This is a genomic window from Aeromonas sp. 600527, from assembly GCF_049175415.1.
Taxonomy (GTDB): domain Bacteria; phylum Pseudomonadota; class Gammaproteobacteria; order Enterobacterales; family Aeromonadaceae; genus Aeromonas; species Aeromonas veronii_A.
Genome location: NZ_JAAKVA010000017.1, coordinates 50,648 through 75,741 on the forward strand (window position 1 = coordinate 50,648; position 25,094 = coordinate 75,741).

Below are 25,094 nucleotides of genomic sequence, written 5' to 3' on the forward strand. Positions count from 1 at the left end.
AGCAGAGACTTGGTCGTTATTGTTGCTTTTATGGGTTTAGAAATAGAACTTGGTACCGATCAGGAACTTGGTCAGTGAGCGCTTGGGATCACCACCCGACATGTGCAGATCATCGGTCGCAATGTTGTGGTTCACCTCTGCGGTCAAGGCCACATGTTCATTGACAAAGTACTTCATCCCAGCGCTGAGCTTGAGGTTCATAGCGGTGGCATCAAAAGAATCCGTGGAGGTGTGATTCTCCGCATCGTTGTAATTGGCGGTCAGCAACTGGGTGCCGATCCCCACGTAAGGTGTCCAGTCAGTTTGGTTGACAAAGTTGTATTCAGTGAACACACCCACTGCAGCTGACTTATAGGATTTGGTGGCATTGATATCCACATCGCCACCCACTTCCCAGCCATGACTCAGGAAGTAACCATAATTGGTATTGAGCAGGACTTGGTATTTGTCGGCATAATCAAAATCGACAGAGCCCTGCACGCCCACTTCCTGGGTGCCTTCAGTCAAATAGCTTTCATTGGCATGGACTATATTGGCTTCCGCCCCCCCCAGAATGAGAGTGGTCAGAAGAAGATACTTGTTGGTAAGTTTTGACATCATGCTTCTCTGATTACAGGTTTATTTTAAATAAGCGACAGGAGCCGATAACTTTATCGCTCCCCATCACCCGTCTCTCGACCGACAGAAAATTCCAAGAAATACAGTATGTCGCCGAGTCACGCTATTGTGCTGTGCTGAAAACAGCTGTTGTGCGCGATTTAGAGAAAATAAGCCATTCCAGTGGAGACGTTAAGTTCTATATAATTCATAATTTTTTGTAATATTCTATTTTGCCAGATAAAGTATCCCTCCCATGGTGTCGCTCATGAATATCCCGTAGGTGCTGTCAATGGTTGTCTGCCGGACTTCGCCTGCCGTAAATTCACCGATAATTTTAAGAATGTTGTCACTGTTGCCGACAACGTCAATGGCATCAATGTTGAAAGACGCAGGGGCATTATGAAAGATCGCCTGTTTGCTGCCATCCGGATAACTGATCTCTTGGCGTTCACTTGTTCTATCAAAGTGAAACAAGGCTGTCCCTTGGCTATCTTTGGCTGAAAAATTCTGCAGCACGGTTTTATTTTTATTGGGATGACCACTGCGTTTTACATTGAGATCCAGCAAAAAATTCTTATCCTGGCAACTGCTGAAGAAACGCATAGAAAAGAATTTGAAACTACTGCTACTAGTTGTCTCATTGGCAATGCTTGGGTTCTCATCATGAGTGATGTTGTTGACCGCACATAGTAACTCCTCACGGAAGTGGCTCAATCCATTCTCTACCAAAAAATTGGACTGCTTGTGTGCGCCATTGTGTGATATGGATACAATGGAGATGTTCTCTTTGGAGACCAGGATATAGTATTTGGCATGATCTGACATCCTGCTGAAAACATTATTGATATCATTGATGGTATGGGTGATGTCATCGAAGATCTCACCTGCAAGATCTTTTTTTATAAAAAACACTCCCAGCGGACTTTCATACCTGTCAACGCTATCAATCAATCGATAGCTATTGTCAAATGCATGGATGAAAATGAAATAAATGGACATAAGAGCCGTGATGACGGATGTCAATGCGATACATGAAAAATGCCTTCTTTTTACATGCCAAGTCCTCAACGGTTGAACCATGCTGATATCACTTTTTTCCTGACCATCAGGGCTGACTGAGCTAATGGTACTCTCATCTACCACTTGCTTGAATGCATTTATTTCGATGGCAGAGTCTGCCGGAACCGGCTTAGCTTCTAATAATAACATGTAGCCAATACGCGGGACAGTTTGTATAACATTCTTGACCCCAAACGATTCAAATTTTCGCCTCAGCATTAGAATGTTCTTGTTGAGTCCAATGTCACCTGATGCACTATTTCCCCAAATGTAGTTAAGCAAGTGGCTACGTTCAACCACAGACAGGCTGAAAGTACAAAGCGTGACTAATAGCTCAGTCTCTTTTTTGCTCAGCGGCGTTTCTTTATTATGCGTGATCAGGCGATAACGGTCTGGCTCAAGGATGAACTTATCGCCGATCAAGAAATTTTGATTCATGCTCTTGGTTCCTTAGATTTAGTATATTTTTTATAGTGCTGGTATTACATCTCGGAAAGCTATAAGTAGAAAATATGCAAGCAATAATTCAATTGTTGCTGTCAGGAGGAATAAATACATGACAATAGCCATGACTCCAGGGTATTTAAGGTTACGCTTTTTGTTTGATTTTACCAAGGTGTTTGGATGATATGCTTTATTTTTCACGATCATTACCTATTGTTTCTTGGTGTTATTGTTAAGATAGATTTCATACGTATCTTACGTGGTCTCAATAGGTTTTTAACTTACTATTGATTCATTAAAAATACCATTTAAATCATGGCTTTAGCTGCTCTCGTTGTTCTTTGTTTTGTTGGTTATTGTTTGGAATAAAAAGTAACCATGCCGATTATAGCAAGTGGCTATAGTGATTTATTCATGGCAACAAAAACAAAGGGTATATATGTATCATGGGCTTAAGATGATCTTGGCAGTTATCATTATTGCCGCTGCCGGATTGTGCTTCATTGGTTTGGCCCCTACTGCTAAAAGTAGTCATGAAACTATGATAGCCATGAGCACCTTCCTCAATCGACCATCAGTATTTTTTATGTGTGAGGGAAAGGATAATAACCTGGAGCGTGTATATAGCTAACGGTGGTTAAGAAATGGTGAGGAAATTCAGAGGAGTAAGTTCAGTATGCTGAATTTAGCTATTGACGAGTTGTTAGGGGGGGGGAAGAGCTAAAAGGTTATATCACTAGTTCTCATCGGTATAGATATATTTATGCCAGAGTATTGTGCTGTTTACCAGCAAGTAAAACAGATTTAATATAGCATCCCTCCTGAGGCTACGCTTTTTATATACACACATCCAACACATACTCTGAATGAAAAATATTATAGTTACTCATCTACATGGACTCCAGAGGAAGATGCTAAGTTTGCCTGGGTTATGAGATAAGAGAAATGTATTTATTGGCTTGATTAAAACCTACGTATTGAATGTGCAATATAGTTTGGATATGACTGATGATATGATAAGAGAAAGTATAGGGGTTCTTGTTCAGCCTAAAGTTCAACAAGGAACTATTGGGTGTAGTGATATAAAATGGTTTTTTATAAATTGTATGGAGGTGGTATTCACCTGACGGTTGCCCACAAAAGGGAGTGGTCATACGGCTTCAAACCGGATAACAAAACGATACCCCTACCGTGTTATCTGGAGTCACCGTATGACCACCAACGAGAAAGTAGCACGTTGCAAACTCAGCCCGCTAGAGCTTGCCAAAGAGCTCAATAACGTCAGCAAAGCCTGCAAGCTTATCGGCTACAGCCGTCAGCAGTTCTACGAAATTCGCCGTAATTACCAGACCTATGGCGCCGAGGGCTTGCTCGACAAATTGCCCAGCAGTAAAGGGGCGCATCCTAACCGAGGCGCGTCCGAGATTGAACAGGCCATTCTCGATTACCCCTCACCAGACCAACTTATGGCCCACAGCGGGCCGCACAAGAGCGCGCCCTGCAAGGTATCAACGTAAGTGCGGGCGAGTGTGGTGTGTGGCAACGGCACGACTTGCTCTTCAAACACGACCGTTTGTTACGTCTCAAGAAAGCCCACCAGGAGCAGACCATTGAGCTCAATGACAAGCAGATTCGCCTGCTCGAGCGTTTTAGCCCCGAGTTCCGCGAATGCCAGATTGAAGTTCACTACACCGGATAATTGGTGGCGGCGACACCTTCTTCGTTGGCGCGCTCACGGGGGTTGGCAAGGAATATCTGCAAACCGTGCTGGACTGCTACAGCCTTCACGCCTGGGGGGGGCTCTACACCCGAAAGTTGCCGGTGATCTCGGTCCATGTGTTCCAAACAGTACTGCTGTTTTTCGAAGCCCATGTGGCTCGGGTCTATACCATCCTATCGGACAACCAAGGTGCGCAGGCCGCAGAGCAACGGCTTTATCGAGTGACTGCATCGCACACTACTAGATGAACACTTTCGTATCAAGGGGACAACGACCTATAATGAGTCAGTAGAGGATGTAGACAGCCTTGGATAGTTACCTGGAGCACAACAACACTCAGCGGCCACATCAGGGCTGGATGATGGAGGGTCAGACCCCCTGCAGCATGTTCAAGAAGGGTCTGAAATTGATACCGAAGGAAGTGCGAACTAAAGTATCGTAAACAAGACACCGATTTGAGGCCGGTGTCAGGTGATAACTATATCTATACATGTCTTCTGTACATTGCGATTTTTATATTAATGATGATTTTTTGTGTAGAATAGCATGCCACCAAAAATTTCACTGATATAAAGCTGGGGTTCAAGTTGGGTATGCATGACATCATCTTGAGTTAATTCAGATAACAGTCCTGAATATAACTTATTGGTATGTATAAGATCCATGTCTATCTTTTCTGACATCACACTCTTTTGGACGAAATTCATATGTTCAGTACCATAGCCAAGATGATGGATATAGAGTTTAATATGAAAGACCACCTTTCCTGTGGGAGCCATTAACAAAAAGTCTTGCAACATCATATGATCTTTATCTGAGCCATGGGCAAGTTTGGTTCCCTTGGTATACAGAGTACCTAACTTAGACACAGTATTATTTTTGCAAAAAGAATAAAGTTCTTTGCTGCTATACATCATGCCACTAATCAGATTGTTGCTTGGCTCCTCACTTGTATTAATATTTTTTGACAGGTAATTATCGATGCATGTCACTTGCTCTTCAATATCACGAGCTTGGTTAATAGTAAATACTTTCTCATTCACTGGAAATTTATTTTCGTATAGTATAACGCTTAGGATCTCTGTTGATAGCAACGCTCTAAAATAGTATTTGTTTTCTTTAGATAGATATTTGTTAGTTCTAGTTAATAACGGCTTATCATATTTTATTGATGAGGTATATGTGATGCTAAGCCCAGTCTGATGTATGGATGTGATCACTGGACCATTATTACTATCTGAAAGCATTAGGCTGCCAATCGATGCAAATAGTATGGCAATCACAGCCGTAAAAATAACTTTACAAATGCGTTTTTTTCTATCGGCACCATCATGTTTAATTATTTTATTATAGGAAGGGTGTTTATCTGTAGTATTTTTTTCGGCAAGTGGGGGGGCATATGAGTTTTCTTCAGCGTATGACAAATCTGTAATACTTGCATTCAGAGTGTACCCCACTCTAGGAATCGTATTTATAAGGTTAGTTAAATCGTGAGACTCAAATTTTCTGCGTAATAATAAAATTGCTTTATTTAGGCCTATATCACCACTGGAACTATTTCCCCAGATAGATTCAATGAATAAATGTCGTTCTACGACGATATTGCAGTTAGCACAAAGTATCTCTAGGACTTGACATTCCTTTTGGCTCAAACGTACTTCTTTGTCATTGACGGTTATTTTATAATTAGCTGGTTCAAATCTAATTGAACCATCAATCAGATAGCCTTTGTTCATAAATAGCCTTTAATTTTTCAAATGATCGTTATTATAATTGTTGTCTAAAATAGTTCAAGTCGTGTATTTATTGGTGGGATGTTTATTCTTTTTGTCAAATATGTCTGGTGATAGCTTTATCTCAAACGATCTCACATGTCAGTCAAGAGGTTTTTTGATGAAGAGATGATTTTAATAAAACAACGAAGGAGCACTGGTGAGCACCTACCACATGGACGGTGAATCTCGTAGAATCGGCGGGCAACTATTGGGTGTTTTTCGTTGGATGTATCTGCCCGCAAGGCGGTCTTTGATGGCTCCACTGACAATGCTTCTCACAACAGTGTTTTGCTTCTTGCCCGCATCTGTTCTGGAACTTGCGTCAGGTGGATGAATTCTCTTTGTTGCATTGAGGAACTGTCCACAGGGATAAATTGCAGTGAGGTGAAGGTTTGGACTATTCATATCTCTGTGTTATCAACCTGAATAGACCACGTGCCGTGAGGAGTGTGACTTGATTTGAACAGAAAGTAAAATCGCCCACCGCTCTCTATCGCTTTGTTTAATGGATTGGGTCTAGGCTGTGTTCTTAAAGTGATAAAGGTAAATCTAATATCTTCTCAATCGCTTCAGACCTATGCCGTCTCCCGCCGCGGCCAGTTGACCAATGTATAAAGGGGGATTCTCGAGCCCCTCCCTCCACATCATCGCACAAGAGGACGCCCTACTCGTGAGCAATACCAAGTGGTAGATGGTATTGTCCGGATACTCTATACCGGCGTACTTTGTCGAGTTCTGCCGGAACGTTTCGGCCCATGGGCTGGGTCTAGAACTCCGTTCTACGTGGCCTGAGTACGGTTCGTCTCCTGGCCATCCTTAGCGCGTGGCAGTTATCTGTGGACGACGGGATTATCGACTCCGGTCATCTCTGTAATTGCCTAGTCCGAGGAGGATGGGGCTTGAGTACATAAAAAAACACTCCGGCGAATCAAGCTCTGAGTCATTAGCGTGGTGGTTGTGGCAGCAAAATTCACTTGGTCACTGATAGTAATGGTTTACCGCTGGGTTTCTGCCTTTTGCCGGGGCAATCAGCGGAAATCAGATATACGACAAGTGCGTTGGCCATGGCAAGGATCCCGACTTCATCAGGTCATCATCGCACTCGGCCAATTCATCTTGCCGTAGATAAGGTCTATAGCAGCAGGGTTCTTCGGGTAGAACTCCGGCGTAGAAAGATAAAGCGGTTATCCCGCAACGCAGCGACTAGCAACGGTACCATAAGGGAACGTCCACTGGTGTTAGACAAAGCTCGTTATCGTAGGAGAAATGTGGTCGAACGGTGCTTCTGATGGTTGAGAAGTTTCGCCGATTCTCAACGAGGTATGAAAAGCTGTCGGGAAGTTTTGCTGCTTTTATCAAGCTGGCTTTCTGCCTTCGTTACTTACGGAAACTATTGGCGGACAGAAAACCAGCATTTCGTGAATACAGCTTAGAGGCTACGGCTAAAAGATTGTTAGCGGCGGCGAGTCCGGTGAGGCCGACGCTTTTCAGGAAGGAACGTCGCGACAGATGGGGCGACATAGTGGGCGGCGCACGGGATTGGTTGCGCAGGGCGCCGGCTTTTTTTCCCCGATTTGCACAGACGGCGAAAACGCAGCGGCCTACGTGGGCAAAATACTTTTAGATTGAGAAATTCCACCATGGTGTTCAAATGAACACCATCAGAACGACCTTAAAGGGGCGGTCAACATAGATGCTTAGCCCTATCTGTGTGGGTTCAAATGTGGGTTCAAAAATAAAAAAGCACTTCCATTAAAAAGGAAGTGCTTTTATTTTCAATAACTTATTTGTTATGGCTTAGTTCATGCCGTAACGCTTGAGCTTCTTGCGCAGGGTGCCACGGTTGATACCCATCATCACGGCTGCGCGAGTCTGGTTACCACGGGTGTACTGCATGATCACGTCCAGCATCGGCGCTTCGACTTCGGAGAGAACCATATCGTACAGATCAATCACTTCCTGACCGTTCAACTGGGCCAAGTAGTTACGCAGGGCCTGTTGCACAGAGTCACGCAGGGGGCGCTGGGTCGGCTCGGCAGCGTGATTGTGAGTAGTTGTTACCAATGCATCAGAAGTCAGGGTTTGTTCGAACATATTCGGTCGGCTCTTTAGTTATCTTGTTAACCTAATCCATCGAAATACGCTTCGAGTGCTTCTAGTTGTGCGTCAGCACAATCCAGGGCATTGAAGTGCTTACGGAATTCTCGGCCCGTCTCTTCTTCATCCAGATACCAGCCCACGTGTTTACGGGCGATGCGCGCTCCCAGATATGCACCATAAAACCGGTGCAGGTTGGTGACATGCTCGTTCATCAGGGTGCGAACCTCTTCCCTCTCGGGAGGTGGCAGCTTGGTGCCCGTCTCAAGAAAATGACGGATTTCCCGGAAAATCCAGGGTCGTCCTTGCGCAGCGCGGCCGATCATCACGGCGTCCACACCGGTATAGTCGAGGACATACCGGGCTTTCTCCGGGCTGTTGATGTCGCCATTGGCGACAACAGGAATCGATACGGCCTGCTTAATCGCCTTAATCGTGTCGTACTCCGCTTCGCCCTTGTAGAGGCAGGCACGGGTACGACCGTGCACGGCAAGGGCCGCGATACCGCAATCTTCGGCGATTCGGGCGATCTCCACGCCATTGCGGTTATCCGGATCCCATCCTGTGCGGATCTTCAAGGTGACAGGTACTTTCACTGCATCCACCACGGTCCGGCAAATTGCTTTGACCTGATCGGGGTAACGCAGCAGGGCTGAACCTGCCAGCTTCTTATTCACTTTTTTTGCCGGGCAGCCCATGTTGATGTCGACGATCTGTGCGCCCTGCTCCACGTTGTAGCGGGCAGCAAACGCCATCATCTCGGGGTCGGCCCCGGCAATCTGGACCGATCGCAAACCGCCTTCTGCAGAGTGATCCATCCTCATCCTGGTTTTCTGGGTATCCCAGACATCCGGGTTGGCCAGCAGCATCTCGGAAACGGCCATGCCGGCACCCAGCCGCAAACAAAGTTCACGGAATGGTCGGTCTGTTACACCGGCCATGGGCGCCACAATCAGGGGAGTTTCAAGCGTGTGGGGACCTATCTGCATTCCACGGTTACCATCGGCTTAGGGCGGCGTATATTACGCATTTTTTAGGCAGGAGAAAAGGTTAGTATTTGAGCGTCAGCCATTTTTTTCTGAAAAAAACGTCGAGCCAAGGCTTGCAAATTCAGGAGTTATTGAAAAACAGCCAGATTGACTGGTCAGGAGTGCTGTACCATTCGGGTCACCTCCTTGCTCAATTGTCAGTCCACTTGTCAGTCCCGTTTGCGTTATGATGGCTGGCTTATGTGAGCAAAAGCTCCAAACATTTTTGCAACAGTGCGAATCGGGGTTCTATGACGTCAAGGTTCATTACATCACTCTGGCCGTGTCTGCTGGGGGTCATGTTGGGGTCTGCGCAGGCGCAGACCATCAGCTTCGGCGAGGCCTGGACCCGGGTCATCCAGCAGGATGAGGAGCTGGCTGCCGAGCAGGCCGGGGTCGATCGGGCCAAGCAACTGCGTGAGGCCGCCAAATCCATGTATCTGCCCAAGGTGGATGTGGGAGCCAGTTATACCCATCTTGATCAGCCGATTGAACTCGATGCCCTCGATCTCAATCCGCTGGCCAAGCAGAAAGATCTGATCCTGGCGCTCGGCAGTCTGTTCGGGGTCGGGGCCAACGCATTTGTCACTCCCCTGACCAAGCAGAATGTGGTGACCAGCTCGGTCAAGATGCTCTGGCCGCTGTTTGCCGGTGGCCGCATTGATGCGGCTCAGGATATCCGTCAGGCGCAGGTGAGCGAGGCGCAGCAACTGCTGGTGCTCAAACAGCAGTCTGCCTTCGAGAGCCTCTCCCAGACCTATTTCGGCGTGGTACTGGCTGCTCAGGTGGTGCAGACCAGGCAGGAGATTGAGGACGGGCTGGCCCACCATCTGGATCATGCCAAGAAGCTCGAAGCGCAGGGGCAGATTGCCCGGGTGGAGCGTCTCTCCGCCCAGTCGGCCTATGACAGAGCGCGCATCGATACCCAGAAGGCCCGTCGCAGCCTCGAGATCGCCGAGCTGGCCCTCGGCCGCATGCTGAAGCTGCCGGATGCCCAGCCGGGCAATGGTCTGTTCGTCAACAAGGAGCTACCGCGTCTTGAGGGGTTGGTAAGCCAGACCCTGGAAGTGCACCCCGGCCTCAAGTTGCTAAACGCCAAGAAGGAGCAGGCCAAGGGGCTGATCCGGGTCGAACAGGGCAAATATGCCCCCGAGGTATTCCTGTTCGGTAATTACAACCTCTATGAAGATGATTCGATCGCTTCCAAGACCACGCCGGACTGGCTGGTGGGGGTGGGGGTCAGCATGCCGCTGGTGAGCCGCGATGGCCGCTCCGAGACGGTGCAGGCGGCCAAGAGCGCCGAACTTCAGGTTAATCTGCTGCAGGCCAAGACCCGCGAGGATCTGAAACTGTTGGTCGAGAAGACCTGGCGCGAAGCAGCACAGGGGCTTGAAGAGTATCAATCACTCTCCTCCACCCAGGCGCTGGCCGAGGAGAATGTGCGGCTGCGTGACAAGGCGTTCGGGCAAGGGCTTTCTACCTCCCTTGATGTGGTGGATGCCCAGAACCAACTGGCAGGAGTCAAGACCCAACGTGCGGCGGCGGCTTATCAATATGTGGTGTCGCTGGCCCGCCTGCTGGCCCTCTCCGGCCAGATGAACAGTTTCAATCAATATCAGCACGGTCAGGTGATCGAGGTGAACTCATGATCACCATCCGGTTCGTGCCTTTTTCTATCTCTGTTTCGACCGCCAAGGGTCGCCCGTTTGTCGAGGTGAAGTGATGAGCCATCCCCCCATCAAAAAGAAGATGAGCCAGGGTAAACCGCTGTTGTTGCCGCTGGTGCTGGTGATCCTGGTGGTCTGGCTCGGCTGGCGCTTTTGGCTCGCCTATCAACCGGAGCCGGTGCATCTGCAAGGGCAGATTGAGGCTCAGCAGTATTCAGTCTCTTCCAAGGTGCCGGGGCGCATCGACGAAGTGCTGGTGAAAAAGGGCGATCAGCTGACCAAGGATCAGCTGGTCTTTACGCTGGCAAGCCCCGAGATTGAAGCCAAGCTGAGCCAGGCCAAGGCGGGTGAAGCCGCTGCAGGGGCGCTGGCGCAAGAGGCGGAGAAAGGGGCTCGTGCCCAACAGATCGCTGCCGCCAAGGATCAATGGCAAAAAGCCAAGGCTGCCGCCCAGCTGCGTGGCAAGACCTATGAGCGGGTGGCCAGCCTGCACCGCGATGGCGTGATGCCGCTGCAAAAACGCGACGAGGCCTGGACTGCCTGGCAAGCCGCCCGCTACAGCGAAGGGATGGCGTGGCAGCAGTACCAGATGGCGTTGGAAGGGGCGCGGGAAGAGACCAAGATCGCCGCTCGCGAGAAGGCCAAGATGGCGGCCGGTTCCGTGGCCGAAGTAGAGGCCTATCTGGCCGACACCCGCATCACCAGCCCCCACTCAGGCGAGGTAAGCCAGGTGCTGCTGCGCAGCGGCGAGCTGGCGCCGCAAGGCTTCCCTGTCGTGACCCTGCTCGATATGAGCGATGCCTGGGCCCAGTTCCATGTGCGCGAGGATCTGCTGCCCCGCTTCCCGGTTGGCACCGAGTTCGATGCCCGCATCCCCGGCCTTGGCGATCAGATGGTGCGCTTCAAGGTGACCCATGTGGCCGTGATGGGGGATTTCGCTACCTGGCGCGCTACCGATACCCGTCAGGGCTTCGACATGAAGAGCTTCCAGGTAGAGGCTCGCCCGCTGCAACCGGTTGAGGGGCTGCGGGTTGGCATGAGTGTGCTGGTTGAACTCTGATGGGACGTGAATTTCGGCTGCTGTGGCAGGATCCCTTCAGCCGTGCCCTGATGAGCTGGGTGCCGCTGCTGCTGATGGGGATCCTCTGCTGGATCTTCTCGGCAGGGTTGGCCCGCGACCTCAAGGTGGGGCTGGTGGATCTCGATCACAGCATGCTCTCGCGCCAGCTCGCCTTTTCGCTGGATGGCTCGGCGGGGCTCAAGGTCGCGCAACAGTTTGACTCCATCGATGCCGGTGCCCACGCCCTGCGCGGTGGCGATATCTATGCGCTGGTGGTGATCCCCAACCATCTGGAGCGGGATGCCCGTCAGGGTACCCAGCCGCAGGTGACGGTGTTCAACAACGGCCAGTTCATCCTGATCGCCAAGCTGGTCAACTCGGCGCTGGCGCAGGTGGTAGGCACCCTCAACGGTCAGGTGGGCGTGCTGGAGGCGATGGCTGACGGCAAGGCACTGCCCGGCGCACTCGGGCAGTCGGTACCCATCAGCAGCCAGGTGACTGCGCTCTATAACCTCAACTCCAGCTACGCCCAATTTCTGCTGAGCGCTATTCTGCCCGCGGTGTGGCAGATCCTGGTGGTGCTGTTTGGCCTCAATGCGCTGGCCCGTACCGATCGGCTGGGGCTGGACTGGACCACTCGCGGGGTCTGGTTTGGCCTCTGGCGCACCCTGCTGCCCCACGTACTGATTGGCTGGGGCTGGGGGATTGTCTGGACACTGCTGCTGTTCAAGGGGTTCTCCTACCCCATGCACGGCAGCTGGCTGGTGCTGGTGGTGGGTCTGGGGCTCGCCTCGGCGGCCTGCGTCACCATGGGTGCCTTTTTCTACGGCATCATTCGGGATCCGGCGCGCGCCCTGTCGCTGGCGGGGGCTTACACGGCGCCCGGTTTCGCCTTTATGGGAGTCACCTTTCCGGTGAGTGCCATGGGGGATTTCGCCCGCTTCTGGCGCAGCCTGTTGCCGGTCTCCCACTATGTCGAGTTGCAGATTGGTCAGAGCAACTACGGTTTGCCCCTCTCATCGGCGCTGCCGCAACTGGGGGCCTTGCTGCTGTTTCTTCTCCCTTTGCTGCTGGTGGTTCGCCGCTACAAGCAGCAGGCCGAGCTGGCTCGTCAATCCGCCGTAGTGGCCGTCGCCGAGAAGGAGCCTGAGTGATGCTGGGATTTGTCGATCTGTTGCGCCTCGAGTTGCGCACCCTGCTGGCGGATCGCGCCATCATGCTCACCCTGTTTGGCGGGGTGATCTTCTACTCGTTTCTCTACCCCCAGCCCTATCTGCATCAGCTGCCGCGGGAAGAGGCAGTGGTGGTGGTCAACGAGGATGGCAGCCAGCTGTCCCGTCAGTTGGAGTTTATGGCCGATGCCACGCCGCAGGTGAAGCTGGTGGCGCGGGCCAATTCGCTGGATGACGCGCGGCAGCTGATGATGGCCGGGGAGGCGAGCGGGATCCTGCACATTCCCAACCACTTCTATCGGGATCTGATGTTGGGCAAGAGCGTCACCCTGAGCTACGCCGGTGATGCCTCCTACTTCCTGGTCTACGGCACCATTGCCGAAGGACTGGCGCAGGCCGGTGGCACCCTCGCCGCGCAGGTGAAGGTGGCGAGGCTGCTGAGCCACGGCGAGGCGCTGCCACAAGCGGCTATGGGCTGGAATGCGGTGGCTCTCAACGTGGTGCCGGTGTTCAACCCCACCATGGGCTATGTGAACTACGTGGTGCCGGCGGTGTTCGTGCTGATCCTCCATCAGGTGCTGCTGATGGGGGCGGGGATCCTGGGGGCGACCCAGAACCAGCGCAGTTGCCGCGGCGAGCACGGTTACTGGCAAAGCGCGCCGGTACTGCCGCTGCTGCTGGCCAGAACTCTGGTGCTGGCGGGGTTGTTCCTGCTGCCGGTGAGCTACTTCCTCGGCTTTTGCTTTGATCACTACAACATCGCTCGCCATGCCGACCCGGTGCAGCTTTGGCTATTCGCCCTGCCGTTCCTGCTGGCAACCTGCTGGTTCGGTATTGTGCTGGGGGCCATCTTTACCCGGCGGGATCTGCCCACTCAGGTGGTACTCATCTCCTCCCTGCCGCTGGTCTTTCTGGCGGGCTTTATCTGGCCGCTGGAGCTGATCCCGGCGCCCCTCAATTGGCTGGCTCAGTGGGTGCCCACTATCCCCGCTATCGAGGGTTTTCTGCGTCTTAACCAGATGGGGGCCGACTTCGCGCAGGTGTCCCGTTACTGGTGGCAGCTGTGGGGGCTTGCGTTGCTTTACGGCGTGCTGGCTTGCCTGCTGCTGCGTTGGCGGCAGCAGTCACTGCCGGTGGCCAGTCAGCCGGTCGTACAGAGTGAGACGACCGCCGGTTAAGCGGGGTAGGGCAAGCGCCCGTGAGATAGCGTGTGCGGTAAAGCGAAAACGGTCAGCCCTTGGGCTGACCGTTTTGTTATGTGGTGGGGTTAAGCGGTTTACTGCTGCTTTAGCCACGCTGGAGCGTGGGATCCCCGATGGCGTAGATCTGCCCCACCGCCGTCTCATCCGCCAGCAGACGCAGCCCTTGGGCGGCCACATCGGCACGGCGCACCAGTCCGTGTACTTCCTTGCCCTGACTCAGTTCGGCGCGGCCGGTGGCGTCGCCATCCTGCAGGCCCGCCGGGCGCAGAATGGTCCATGCAAGGGCGCTGGTCTGCAGCCAGCTCTCCGCCAGACTCTTGAGACGTACCTCGTGACCGAAGGCGGCGCGTGCCCGCTCCGGCAGATACTGCCAGCTGTCGCCACAGCCGAGGGAGGTGACCAGCAGCAGCCGTTTCAGGCCTACCTGCTCCATGGCATCGATTACATGGCGGTTGCCCTGATAGTCCACTGGCACTGTTTGGCGAAAGCTGCCGAGGGTAGAGACGACCTGTGCATCTTGCCCCGCCAGAACACATGCCTGCTGCACCGCAGCCAGATCCAGCGCATCCCCCTCGATCACCTCAACTCCCAGCGCACCTAGTTCTGTGGCCATCTCGGAGCTGCGTACCAGCGCAACGACCCGGTGACCCTGGCTCAGGGCGTGATGAGTAAAGGCGCGGCCCAGCCCGCGGCTGGCTCCGAAAATCAGTGTGGTTGGCATAGCTGAGCTCCCTTGGCAAAAGGGGCTAGCCTAGTGGCTTGTTCGCCTGCTGTAAATGAGAGTTGTTTTTATTTGTGAGTCAGCAAGGAGGAGAAGGTGCGAGCCGTCAGCGACTCGCACTCTTTGAGAGGCATCAGCCGTTGTAGTTGCCGATGCTGGGGCGACGGCTGGGGCCGCTCAGGTGGATATCCACCGGATTGAATGCCTTGATCGCCTCATAGCTGAAATCACCGATCGCCTGATGCAGGCTCTGGGGCGTGTGGTTGGTGATGATGATAACGCTCTTTGACAGGTTGCGACGGCGGCGCAGCAGGTGGCCGAGGAAGCTGGACTGGCTCTCCGCCATTTTGGCGCGGTTGGCCGATACCTCGTCGATGATCAGCAGATCCACCTCTTCCAGTGCGCGGCGGTACTGGTTGCGCTCATCCTGGTCGGGGATGACGTTGAAGAACAGCCGATCGACGATGGAGGCCCACTGCTGGAAGATCACCGATTTCTGGTGACGGGCGATCAGCTCATGCGCCACCGCTCCCGCCAGCGTTGACTTGCCGGTGCCGTAGTCGCCGTAGATCAGCATGCAGCCGCCACCGCTCTTTTCCCAGTGCTCGAAGCCGCTGATAAAGTAACGGGCTGTTTCGATGGGGTATTGCAGCGCCGGATCTGTGGCATCCATTTTGTCGAACACCCAGTCGGGGTTGAGGTCGGCCTGGGCGATCAGCTTCTGGATCCGCTCCTGACGGGCCGCTTTCTGCAGCTCGCGCACCTCGGCGTTGGCCTTGGCGTCATACTCCTTGCGCAGGGTCTCGTAGTCATACTGGCCGCCGCCGGTCTCTTGCTGCAGGCGACGAATGCGCTCCAGCAGGCCACCCACATGGCGGCTTAATTCCGGGTCGTGAACACGGTGATCCTGCTTGGCTTTGGCGATCTTCTGGCGCTTGGCTTCGATCTCTTCCAGCTCCTGGCGCAGGGGATCTTGCGGGTCAGTCATGGAATGCTCCTTCTGCTCGATCAGGGATGGGTAGACAAGGGGTTGATTCTGCCTGCAGGCGGGGGCCGCTATCAATCATTATCCGGCTCCTGCTGCGCTGCGGGTTCTTGCATCTGCTGTTCGGCCAGTCGCTTGGCCTCTTCAATCATCTGTTGGGCCCGTTTGCTCGGGCCCGACTCTGCCGGGGCCGGCGTCACCTGCTGGTAGCCCTGCACCTCCATCGGTTTGCGACGGGTGTAGCGGCGGGTCTTGAGGGCGCGAATAAACTTGAGCATCCATTGATGCTGGGAGTCGAACACCTCGGGGCGCCCCAGCCAGTAGGCAATAAACTCCCCCAGATCCTCTTCGCTGTAGCTGGCATCGATCACTCCGCACAGACGGGCGAGGGCGGGCAGCTCTTCGTCCGGGCGCCATTGCAGATGCATCTGGAAGGGGCGTTCCGGCAGCGGGCTCCGCAATTTCTGGGTGAGCAGTGGCAACTGAAAAGGGCACTGATGGTAGTGCTCACTCTCTGGCTGAGCCTCGACCTGCAGCAGGCCCGCCTCCATCAGTTCATCGAACAACTCGGTGAGCTGGCGGGCATTGACCTGAAACGAGAAGCCGCAGGGATCACCAGGATCGACCACCGCCAGCGCCCGACCCAGCTCGGGATAGTTGAGCCGGGCCGCCTGATTTTCCAGCACCAGTCGGCGTAGCTGCAGGGTATAGAGGCTGCGTGCCGGATGGGACAATCTGGGATGGGCAAGGGCGTTATATTCGGCTGGAGTCATGATCTTCTTCACGGGCTGGAGTGGGTGGCATTATCCCTTATGGCGCCCACTTGCACAATTCGGATGGCGGTCGTAGTCGTGGGGCCACCCGAGTGAATAGAGCTGCGCGGGCGGATAGGGTTCTCTTGATGCCATCGTATGATCGAGGTCTACTTTTGACGCAGGGTTTCCGCGCTGACCGCACTTTTGAGCTAGTCTTAATACCTAAGTAACCAATTGACTAATAAGAGCTTTATCAAGATGCCAAAAGCCGGGCTACGGATCCTGGTGGTGGAGGACGAGGCCGTTTTTCGCCACTCGTTAGTGAGTTACCTCGCGCGGGACGGGGCAACGGTGTTTCAGGCTGAGGATGGAATTGAAGGGTTGTCAGCCGCAGCTATTTATCATCCCGACGTGGTTCTGTGCGATCTGAATATGCCCAATATGGATGGCCGCGAGGTAATTGCCTGCCTCTCTGCCCGTTACCCCCATATGCCGGTTATCGTCATTTCGGCCCAGAGCACCATGGAGGCAGTCGCCAGCGCCTTGCGTGCCGGTGCGCGGGACTATCTGCTCAAACCCCTCGAGGATTACGCGCTGGTCGAGCGCAGTATCGAACAGTGTCTCAACGGCAGCGTCAACCGGGCGCAGCAACTGGAGCTGATGGATCACATCGACTATTTCAGTGCCCACGACAAGGCGGCCAGCCGCCTTCTGGCGGGGCTCAAGCCGCCGGGCTTGCAGGAGTGGGGCCCCTGGCAGGTCACGTTCAAGGGGCTGGGGCAGTTGTTTATTCCCGATACCTTCAAGGTGGAAGACAAGCTGCTGGTGCTGGTGATGGAGCTGCCGATCATGGGGACGGATGCGGCATTTTGTGGTGCGCTGGTGCGATCCTTGATGAACGTCCCCTACCGCCAGTTTCAGCAGAACGAGAGCCGGTTGCTGAGCCAGCCGCACCGGTTGCTCGACTACCTCAACCATCAGTTGATGGCGTCCGGGCTTCGCCACTCTTTTGCCATGGCGGCGCTGCTGTTTGATCAGCATGATGGGTTGGTGTTTGCCAACGCCGGGCTTACCTCTCCCCACTGGCTGATGCGCTCAGGCGGCCTACCCCTTGGTCTGATGCGCAGCAGCCACTACGCCCTGCACAAACGCAGCTGGCATGAACCGTTCGCCCTGCAGTTTCGCAGCGACAGCGGCGGCTCGCTGGATGTGCAGGTTCGTCATCACTGATGCCGCCTGATAAACAGGCCAAAACAAAAAGGGCGCCGATGGGCGCCCTTTTTGTTGTTTACAATCCTGACCGTTTAGACGGTGGCGGAGTGCAGTTTCTTCTCTTGAGCTTGCGGCTCTTTGGCCGGGCCTTCGGCACCGTGCATCCAGTAGACCAGGCGGTTGGCCATGGCCAGCAGGATCAGGGCGCAGATGACTGCAGACAGTGCGATACCGCCGAAGATGGCGATTGGGCCAGCTTCACCCACGAAGGAGCCAATCAAGCCGGCGACATAGTTGGCCACGGCAGTGAAACCGAACCAGGCGCCCATCATCAGGGATACCAGACGCAGCGGAGCCAGTTTGGTTACCATGGACATACCGATGGGCGAGAGGCAGAGTTCGCCCAGGGTGTGGAACAGGTAAGCGCCAACCAGCCAGAACATGGAGGTCTTGACGGTCTGATCTCCGCCCTGTTGCAGCACAGCACCCACCATGAACAGGAAGCCTACGGCCAGGAACAGCAGACCCATGGCGAATTTCACCGGAGAGTTCGGCTCTTTCTTGCCGAGCTTGATCCAGATGGCGGCGACGATCGGGGCCAGGGTGATGATAAAGAAGGGGTTCAGAGACTGGAACCAGGCAGTCGGTACCTCGAAGTCACCGATCATGCGGTCAGTATACTGCTGGGCATACAGATTCATCAGACCACCGGCTTGTTCAAAGCCAGCCCAGAAGATGATGGTGAACAGACCCAGCATCAGGATAACTTTGATGCGATCCACTTCCTGCTTGGTCAACGGAGCCTTCTGCTCCTTGTTGCGCTGTTCGGCGGCGCGCTGAGCTGCCGGTACGCGGCCGATGTCACCGAGGAAACGCTGGGCCATGGTGGCTTGAACTACCAGGGAGAGCAGCATACCAATACCGGCACTGACGAAGGCGGCTTGCCAGCCGTATGCCGTGGCAGCTGCGCCACAGATCACGCCGGCTAGCAGGGAACCCAGGTTGATACCCATGTAGAAGATGGTGAAGGCACCATCACGGCGGTGATCGCCCTCTTGATAGAGGTCACCCACCATGGTGGAGATGTTCGGTTTGAACAGGCCGTTACCCAGGATCAGCAAGCCGAGACCCGCATAGAAGACGTTAATGACCATATCAGGGAACATGGCGTGGGGCAGGGCAAGAGTGAACTGGCCTGCAGCCATGAGGATCGCACCAAACAGCACGGCACGGCGTTGGCCGAGGAAATTGTCAGCCAGCCAGCCGCCGATCAGCGGTGTGATATAAACCAGACCGGTATAAATACCGTAGAGTTTGAGGGCATCTGCCTGAGTCCAGCCCAGACCGCCGTTGGCAGTCAGGTCGGTCAGATAGAGCACCAGTACGGCACGCATGCCGTAATAGGAGAATCGCTCCCAGAGTTCGGTACTAAAGAGCAAAAAAAGCCCTTTAGGGTGACCTAGAAAGGTCCCTTTTGACGGGTTATTCATTGGAACTTCCACCTGTGTCTTATATTTTTTTGAGTTTTTTATGCAAGGGCGAGAAACACGCCTCAATCCTTATAGAGCATGTGTGAATAAATTACAACATTATGATTTGCTGAGGATTTATTTATTCTTGATTGATTTTTTGTTGCAAAAATGAAAAAGGAGCATCATTTGATGCTCCTCGAATACCTCTATAAAAAACAGATTTTTTAGCGATTACAACTGTTTGACGAACTGCTTCAACCAACCGATAAATTCGCCGTTCAGCTCGCGGTGACGTACGGCATACTCCACATTGGCTTTCATATAACCGAGTTTGCTGCCGCAATCGTGGCTCTTGCCTTTCATAAAGTAGGCGTTGACCTGCTCCTGCTCCATCAGCATGGCGATGGCATCGGTCAGCTGGATTTCGTCACCGGCACCGGCCGGGGTTTTTTCCAGCAGCGGCCAGATATTGGAGGAGAGCACGTAACGACCCACCACCGCCAGATTGGAGGGCGCTTCGTCACGAGGCGGTTTCTCGACAATGGCCTGCATCGGCAGGGACATCCCCTCGGTCAGCGCCTCACCCTTGATGTCGGCGATGCCGTACTTGTCTACTTCGCTCTCGGGTACCGCTTCTACCATGATCTGGCTGATCTGCTCCTCTTCAAACAGATGCACCATTTCGGCCAGGTTGTCTTTTTTCGGGTCGCTGGCTACGTCATCGATCAGTACGTCCGGCAGCAGCACGGCGAAGGGGTTGTCACCGATCAGCGGTCGTGCGCAGAGGACTGCATGGCCCAGCCCTTTGGCCTCCCCCTGGCGGACGTGCATGATGGTGACGTCTTTCGGGCAGATCTGTTGCACTTCTTCCAGCAGTTGGCGCTTGACCCGCTTCTCGAGGGTCGCTTCCAGCTCGAAGCTCTTGTCGAAGTGGTTTTCGATGGAGTTTTTACTGGAGTGGGTGACCAGAATGATCTCCTTGATCCCGGCGGCGATAGCTTCGCGCACTACATACTGGATCAGAGGCTTGTCGACCACCGGCAGCATCTCTTTCGGGATGGCCTTGGTGGCGGGCAGCATACGGGTACCCAGACCGGCTACCGGAAGCACGGCCTTGCGAACAATGAGTGGGGTCTTTTTCATGGAAAACTATCCAGCGGGATTGAAGTGCGGCCATGATACTCCAAGAAAAACGGGGCAGCCACAGCCAGCCCCGTTTGCATATGCAGTGCTCGGACGTTATTTGACGATGATCATGTCACGGTTTGCCTCCAGAGTGGCCGGGCCAATGCCACTCACATCTGCCAGCTGGTCGACCGAGGTGAATTTGCCCTGTTTCTCGCGATAGTCGACGATGGCTTGTGCCTTTTTGTCACCAATCCCCTTGAGGTTAGTGAGCTCGGCAAGGGTTGCCGTATTGATATCCACTTTGCCACTCTCCTGCTTGGCGGCAACCGTGGTGGCCTGCTTGGGGACGACCTTGTCTGCAGCCTGCGAGGGCAGGGTGAACAATGGGAGGGCGGACAGCAACATGATGATGGACAAGCTGTTTTTACGCATTTCACACTTCCTTGTGGTAGGGGATTCGTATGGATGATTAACCAGATTTGGAAGATGTGACGGCTGTCATTTTTTACAGGTATTGAGTGCGATTTGCTTTGCTATAAGAGATGGCAATTTTCGAATAACAATAAGATATATAAAGACTTTTATTGCCAAATACCAAATGGGAAGTCTTGTGTGACAGGGAGCATAGCCTCATAACGCACTCACACTTTTATCTGTCTGATCCTGAATCTTCGGCTGCTTATGCTGCCTGCAGAAAAATTCCCAACAAAAAAGGCTGCTCACCTGGGGTGAGCAGCCTTTGTGATCGGTTTTTTCAGGCGGATGCTGATTAAGCTTGTGCGTCAGCCTGAGCAGCCTGGATACCGGTCAGGGCGATGGTGTAGACGATGTCGTCAACCAGAGCGCCACGGGAGAGGTCGTTGACCGGCTTGCGCATGCCTTGCAGCATCGGGCCGATGGAGACCAGGTCAGCGGAACGCTGCACCGCTTTGTAAGTGGTGTTACCGGTGTTCAGGTCAGGGAAGACGAACACGGTGGCTTTACCGGCAACCGGTGAGTTCGGTGCCTTGGACTTGGCCACGTTCTCCATGATGGCCGCGTCGTACTGCAGCGGGCCATCGATTATGAGGTCGGGGCGCTTGGCCTTGGCCAGCTCGGTCGCTTCACGCACTTTCTCTACATCGGCACCGGCGCCGGAGGTGCCGGTAGAGTAGGAGATCATGGCGACGCGCGGCTCGATGCCGAAAGCGGCTGCGGAGTCGGCTGACTGGATGGCGATCTCGGCCAGCTGCTCGGCAGTCGGATCCGGGTTGATCGCGCAGTCACCGTAGACCAGCACCTGGTCAGGCAGCAGCATGAAGAAGATGGAGGAGATCAGGGAAGAGCCTGGAGCAGTCTTGATGATCTGCATCGGCGGACGGATGGTGTTGGCTGTGGTGTGTACCGCGCCGGATACCAGGCCGTCAACTTCATTGCGCTCCAGCATCATGGTACCCAGTACCACGTTATCTTCCAGCTGCTCGCGGGCAACCACTTCGGTCATGCCCTTGTTCTTGCGCAGCTCGACCAGACGCGGCACATAGCGCTCGCGCACAACGGCCGGATCGATGATCTCGACGCGATCGGTCAGAACAACACCCTGCTGTTCGGCAACGCGACGGATCTCTTCCGGGTTACCCAGCAGCACCGGACGGGCAATGCCACGCTCGGCACAGATTGCGGCAGCCTTGATGGTGCGCGGCTCGTCGCCTTCCGGCAGCACGACACGCTTGTTGGCCTGACGGGCCAGCTCGGTCAGCTGATAACGGAATGCCGGCGGGCTCAGACGACGGGAACGGGTAGAGCTGATGGTCAGCGACTCGATCCAGTGTTTGTCGATGTGGCCAGCCACATAGTCCTGTACCAGCTCGATACGCTCGCGGTCATCTTCCGGAATATCGACGTTGAAGTTCTGCAGGCTGACGGCGGTCTGCCAGGTGTTGGTACCGGTCATCATGATCGGCAGGCCGGTGGCCATGGCCTGTTGGCACAGCGCCATGACCTGCGGCTCCGGATGATAGTTACCGGTCAGCAGCAGGGCACCCAGCTTGACGCCGTTCATGGCGGAGAGGCAGGCGGAGACGATGACGTCAGAGCGGTCGCCAGAGGTGACCAGCAGGCTGCCCGGACGGAAGTGCTCGACCATGTTGTGGATGGAGCGGGCGCAGAAGGTCACGGTCTGCAGGCGACGGCTGTCCAGCTCACCCTTGTGCAGGATCTTGGCGGCCAGATGCTTGGCGAGATCCTTGGCGCGCGGGGCGATCAGCTGGGTGTTCCAGGGGATGCAACCCAGGATGCGCAGCGGGCTCTTGCCGAACACTTGCAGCACTTCCAGGTTGTGGGCCGCGTCAGAAGCGTGGTGATGGGCTTCGAACATCTCGGTCAGGTCAGGGCGGGTTACGCCATGCTCGTCAACCGGCGCGCCAACCTTGTTGATCACGCAACCAACGATGCGGGGGTTGTTGACACCACCGAAGTTGGAGCAGGCCAGTTCGATGCGCTCTTTCAGCTTCTGGCTGGAGTCATGGCCCGGGTGGGTCACGAATACCATGTCGGCATCCAGCGCCTTGGCAACGTCGTAGTTCAGCTTGTTGGCAAAGGGCTGCTTGTCGGTCGGCACCATACCTTCGACAACCAGCACTTCGGCACCGCTGGATTTCACGTGCTCTTCGAAGCGGGCAACGATCTCTTCCAGCAGGATGTCGGTGTTGCTGGAGCTGATCATGTTCTCGGCGTAGGAGAGGGTGAAGGGCTCGGGCGGATTGATGTTGGCAGCTGCGCGGATAACGGCGGTTGAGCGCTCGGCACCGGTTTCACCCGGACGCGGCTGGGCAACCGGTTTGAAGAAGCTGACATTGACACCGTGACGTTCCATGGCGCGGACAACGCCAAGGCTTACGGAAGTTACGCCGACACCAGTGCCGACCGGGATAAGCATAATAGTGCGTGCCACTTTATACCCCTTGTTCATTTTTTGGGATCAGGAAAAGGCCGCCCTGGTGGGCGGCCTCGAGTTACTGCGTTAATTAAGCGCCGACCAGTTCCAGCGCGTCGTGGGCGATAACCCACTCTTCGTTGGTCGGGATTACCAAGGCCTTGGTAGAACCAGCCTTGGTGATCTCGCCACCCTTGCCGAAACGAGCCTTCAGGTTGGCGTCGTGATCGACGTCAAAGCCCAGCAGACCCAGCTTGTTCAGGGTGATTTCACGGATCGGGGCGGAGTTTTCACCGATACCACCGGTGAAAACAACGGCGTCCAGACGACCGTCCATGGCGGCAGCGTAGGCGCCGATGTACTTGGCCAGGCGATAGCAGTAAACGTCCATAGCACGCTTGGCTTCTTCTTTGCTGTCGTAGTTGTCTTCAACGAAACGGCAGTCGGAGGTGACTTCGGTCAGACCCAGCAGGCCGGACTCTTTGGTCAGCATGGTGTTGATATCGGCCACGCTCATGCCCAGCTTGTCGTGCAGGAAGAAGATGATGGCCGGGTCCAGATCGCCGGAGCGGGTACCCATGACCAGACCTTCCAGCGGAGTCAGACCCATGGAGGTATCAACAGATTTGCCGTTCTTGATGGCGCAGACGGAACCGCCGTTGCCCAGGTGGCAGTTGATGATGTTCAGCTCTTCAACCGGCTTGTTCAGCTGCTTGGCAGCTTCCAGGCTGATGTAGTAGTGGCTGGTGCCGTGAGCGCCGTAGCGACGGATGCCGTTCTCTTTGTAGAGCTTGTACGGCAGCGCATACAGGAAGGCTTCTTCCGGCATGGACTGGTGGAACGCGGTATCGAATACGGCCACGTTCTTGTCAGCCAGCGCCGGGAATACGCGGCGGGCTTCACGGATACCGATCAGGTGAGCCGGGTTGTGCAGCGGTGCGTACGGAACGGCGGCTTCGATGCCGGCGATCACGTCGTCACAGATAACGACGGAAGAGGTGAAGCGCTCACCGCCGTGAACAACACGGTGACCGATGGCGATCAGGTTCTTGGACAGTTCCGGATTGAGCGGCAGGATCTTGTTGACGATGAAGTCCAGCGCTTCCTGGTGAGCGGCACCCGCGCCCAGATCGGCACTGCCTTTCTCGCCATTCAGTTTCCACTTGATGCGGGCGTCGTCGAGGTTGAAGCACTCGGCCAGGCCGGACAGCAGGTCATCACCGGTGGTTGCGTCAATGACGGCAAACTTCAGGGAAGAGCTGCCACAGTTAAGAACAAGAACCAGCTTACTCATGAATAAATCCTATCGCAGATTGGGTTGTGTAGGCGGATGCGTTGGACGCGGTGCGACCAAAAACTTTCAACTTATCCTTATGAGGGTTGGCAATCTGTTGCTTGCCCCTTGTATAGTGATACAAGACCCGAAATCCAGACGTCCCTGACAGGTCAATAGCAAGAAGCTTTTGACGCAAAAATGGGCGTACAAAGGATAACCCGATTGTTGAAAAATAACAAAGTCATCCTCAACCTTTGTTACTTTGCATCAAATTTTGTCGAGGTTTTGCCGTTAGTACGTTCAAAAAGCGCTCGGAGGTAGTATGAGCATGAACATTTTTGGAACTAAGTTACAGCAAGGCCGCCATTATATGACGCTTTGGCCGCGCCGTCCCGAGCTCAATTCGATGTTTCCTGAAAATCGGGTGATCAAGGCGACCGAGTTCGCCCTCAAGGTGATCCCCGCGCTGGCGGTGCTGAGCGTGATGTTGCAGTTCCAGTTTGGGGAGCAGCACTACTGGCCTTCAGTCATCACTTCCGTGCTGTTTCTGCTCAGTTTGCCGCTGCAAGGTTATTACTGGCTCGGCCAGCGCGCCGACACCCGCTTGCCCCCGTCGCTGGCGAGCTGGTATCGGGAGATCAACGGCAAGATGAACGAGCAGGGTGGCCGTCGTCAGCTGGTGTCACAGCCGCGCTATGAAGAGCTGGCCGATACCCTCAAGGCCGCCTTCCAGCAGCTCGATAAATCCTTTCTCTACGAATAACCCGTATCAGATGCAAAAAGGCGCCAGTGGCGCCTTTTTGTTGC

19 protein-coding genes and 2 pseudogenes are annotated in these 25,094 nt (G+C 54.3%); 8 read left to right on the forward strand and 13 right to left on the reverse strand.

Features of this window, described 5'->3' with window-relative positions:
- Positions 1-36: 36 nt before the first annotated feature.
- Both G5154_RS17740 and G5154_RS17745 read right to left on the reverse strand, forming a co-directional pair.
- Complete coding sequence (locus G5154_RS17740; protein ID WP_421263971.1) at positions 37-600, reverse strand: outer membrane beta-barrel protein; 564 nt, start codon at positions 598-600, stop codon at positions 37-39.
- 225 nt (positions 601-825) lie between these two features.
- A complete protein-coding gene (locus G5154_RS17745; RefSeq protein ID WP_421263972.1) occupies positions 826-2,097 on the reverse strand; it encodes a winged helix-turn-helix domain-containing protein in 1,272 nt (423 codons plus the stop codon).
- A gap of 1,217 nt (positions 2,098-3,314) precedes the next feature.
- On the opposite strand from G5154_RS17745, the pseudogene G5154_RS17750 reads away from it, so the two are divergent.
- Positions 3,315-4,265: pseudogene (locus G5154_RS17750) on the forward strand (integrase core domain-containing protein).
- A 76-nt stretch (positions 4,266-4,341) separates the two neighbouring features.
- Here G5154_RS17750 and G5154_RS17755 read toward each other — a convergent pair.
- Positions 4,342-5,559, reverse strand: a complete 1,218-nt coding sequence (locus G5154_RS17755) for a winged helix-turn-helix domain-containing protein (protein ID WP_421263973.1) — start codon at positions 5,557-5,559, stop codon at positions 4,342-4,344.
- 660 nt (positions 5,560-6,219) lie between these two features.
- On the opposite strand from G5154_RS17755, the pseudogene G5154_RS17760 reads away from it, so the two are divergent.
- Positions 6,220-7,015, forward strand: a pseudogene (locus tag G5154_RS17760) (IS5 family transposase); the annotation flags it as partial.
- A 380-nt stretch (positions 7,016-7,395) separates the two neighbouring features.
- Here the strand turns inward: G5154_RS17760 and fis are convergent.
- Both fis and dusB read right to left on the reverse strand, forming a co-directional pair.
- Complete coding sequence (gene fis / locus G5154_RS17765) at positions 7,396-7,692, reverse strand: DNA-binding transcriptional regulator Fis (protein ID WP_005309538.1); 297 nt, start codon at positions 7,690-7,692, stop codon at positions 7,396-7,398.
- A 26-nt stretch (positions 7,693-7,718) separates the two neighbouring features.
- On the reverse strand, positions 7,719-8,684 hold the full coding sequence (dusB, locus tag G5154_RS17770) for a tRNA dihydrouridine synthase DusB (protein WP_421251377.1): 966 nt from the start codon (positions 8,682-8,684) through the stop codon (positions 7,719-7,721).
- A gap of 338 nt (positions 8,685-9,022) precedes the next feature.
- On the opposite strand from dusB, the gene G5154_RS17775 reads away from it, so the two are divergent.
- The 4 genes from G5154_RS17775 to G5154_RS17790 all read left to right on the forward strand — a co-directional run bounded on the left by G5154_RS17775 (position 9,023) and on the right by G5154_RS17790 (position 13,800).
- Positions 9,023-10,372 carry a TolC family protein gene (locus G5154_RS17775; RefSeq protein ID WP_254204556.1) on the forward strand — a complete coding sequence of 450 codons (1,350 nt, stop codon included), beginning with the start codon at positions 9,023-9,025 and terminating at the stop codon, positions 10,370-10,372.
- Positions 10,373-10,445: 73 nt separating this feature from the next.
- A complete protein-coding gene (locus G5154_RS17780; RefSeq protein ID WP_206900476.1) occupies positions 10,446-11,450 on the forward strand; it encodes an HlyD family secretion protein in 1,005 nt (334 codons plus the stop codon).
- Positions 11,450-12,604 (forward strand): ABC transporter permease, encoded by a 1,155-nt coding sequence (locus tag G5154_RS17785; protein WP_216980156.1) that lies wholly within the window; start codon positions 11,450-11,452, stop codon positions 12,602-12,604. Before G5154_RS17780 ends, G5154_RS17785 begins: the two co-directional genes overlap by 1 nt.
- Complete coding sequence (locus G5154_RS17790; protein ID WP_421251376.1) at positions 12,604-13,800, forward strand: ABC transporter permease; 1,197 nt, start codon at positions 12,604-12,606, stop codon at positions 13,798-13,800. The genes G5154_RS17785 and G5154_RS17790 overlap by 1 nt, the downstream gene beginning before the upstream one ends.
- 109 nt (positions 13,801-13,909) lie before the next feature.
- On the opposite strand, the gene G5154_RS17795 is transcribed toward G5154_RS17790, so the two are convergent.
- The 3 genes from G5154_RS17795 to G5154_RS17805 form a co-directional block, all read right to left on the reverse strand.
- Positions 13,910-14,545: an NAD(P)-dependent oxidoreductase gene (locus G5154_RS17795; RefSeq protein ID WP_421251375.1), complete on the reverse strand. Its 636-nt coding sequence runs from the start codon at positions 14,543-14,545 to the stop codon at positions 13,910-13,912.
- 133 nt (positions 14,546-14,678) lie between these two features.
- Positions 14,679-15,533: a DnaA ATPase domain-containing protein gene (locus G5154_RS17800; RefSeq protein WP_216980158.1), complete on the reverse strand. Its 855-nt coding sequence runs from the start codon at positions 15,531-15,533 to the stop codon at positions 14,679-14,681.
- Positions 15,534-15,604: 71 nt separating this feature from the next.
- Positions 15,605-16,303: a DnaT-like ssDNA-binding domain-containing protein gene (locus G5154_RS17805; protein ID WP_421251374.1), complete on the reverse strand. Its 699-nt coding sequence runs from the start codon at positions 16,301-16,303 to the stop codon at positions 15,605-15,607.
- A 240-nt stretch (positions 16,304-16,543) separates the two neighbouring features.
- Between G5154_RS17805 and G5154_RS17810 the strand changes: the two genes are divergently transcribed.
- The gene (locus G5154_RS17810) at positions 16,544-17,515 is read left to right on the forward strand and encodes a response regulator (protein WP_421251373.1); all 972 of its coding nucleotides are present in this window, start codon (positions 16,544-16,546) and stop codon (positions 17,513-17,515) included.
- A 74-nt stretch (positions 17,516-17,589) separates the two neighbouring features.
- Here G5154_RS17810 and G5154_RS17815 read toward each other — a convergent pair whose 3' ends face one another.
- The 5 genes from G5154_RS17815 to G5154_RS17835 form a co-directional block, all read right to left on the reverse strand.
- A complete protein-coding gene (locus G5154_RS17815) occupies positions 17,590-18,987 on the reverse strand; it encodes a peptide MFS transporter (protein WP_421251372.1) in 1,398 nt (465 codons plus the stop codon).
- A gap of 213 nt (positions 18,988-19,200) precedes the next feature.
- Positions 19,201-20,112, reverse strand: a complete 912-nt coding sequence (gene galU, locus G5154_RS17820) for a UTP--glucose-1-phosphate uridylyltransferase GalU (protein ID WP_216980160.1) — start codon at positions 20,110-20,112, stop codon at positions 19,201-19,203.
- Positions 20,113-20,208: 96 nt separating this feature from the next.
- On the reverse strand, positions 20,209-20,529 hold the full coding sequence (locus tag G5154_RS17825) for a ComEA family DNA-binding protein (protein ID WP_421251371.1): 321 nt from the start codon (positions 20,527-20,529) through the stop codon (positions 20,209-20,211).
- Positions 20,530-20,866: 337 nt separating this feature from the next.
- Positions 20,867-23,047 carry a phosphate acetyltransferase gene (gene pta, locus G5154_RS17830; RefSeq protein ID WP_421251370.1) on the reverse strand — a complete coding sequence of 727 codons (2,181 nt, stop codon included), beginning with the start codon at positions 23,045-23,047 and terminating at the stop codon, positions 20,867-20,869.
- 55 nt (positions 23,048-23,102) lie between these two features.
- Positions 23,103-24,305 (reverse strand): acetate kinase, encoded by a 1,203-nt coding sequence (locus G5154_RS17835; protein WP_005341129.1) that lies wholly within the window; start codon positions 24,303-24,305, stop codon positions 23,103-23,105.
- A 304-nt stretch (positions 24,306-24,609) separates the two neighbouring features.
- Between G5154_RS17835 and yfbV the strand changes: the two genes are divergently transcribed.
- Positions 24,610-25,050, forward strand: a complete 441-nt coding sequence (gene yfbV, locus G5154_RS17840) for a terminus macrodomain insulation protein YfbV (protein WP_043851809.1) — start codon at positions 24,610-24,612, stop codon at positions 25,048-25,050.
- The last annotated feature ends 44 nt before the right edge of the window (positions 25,051-25,094 follow it).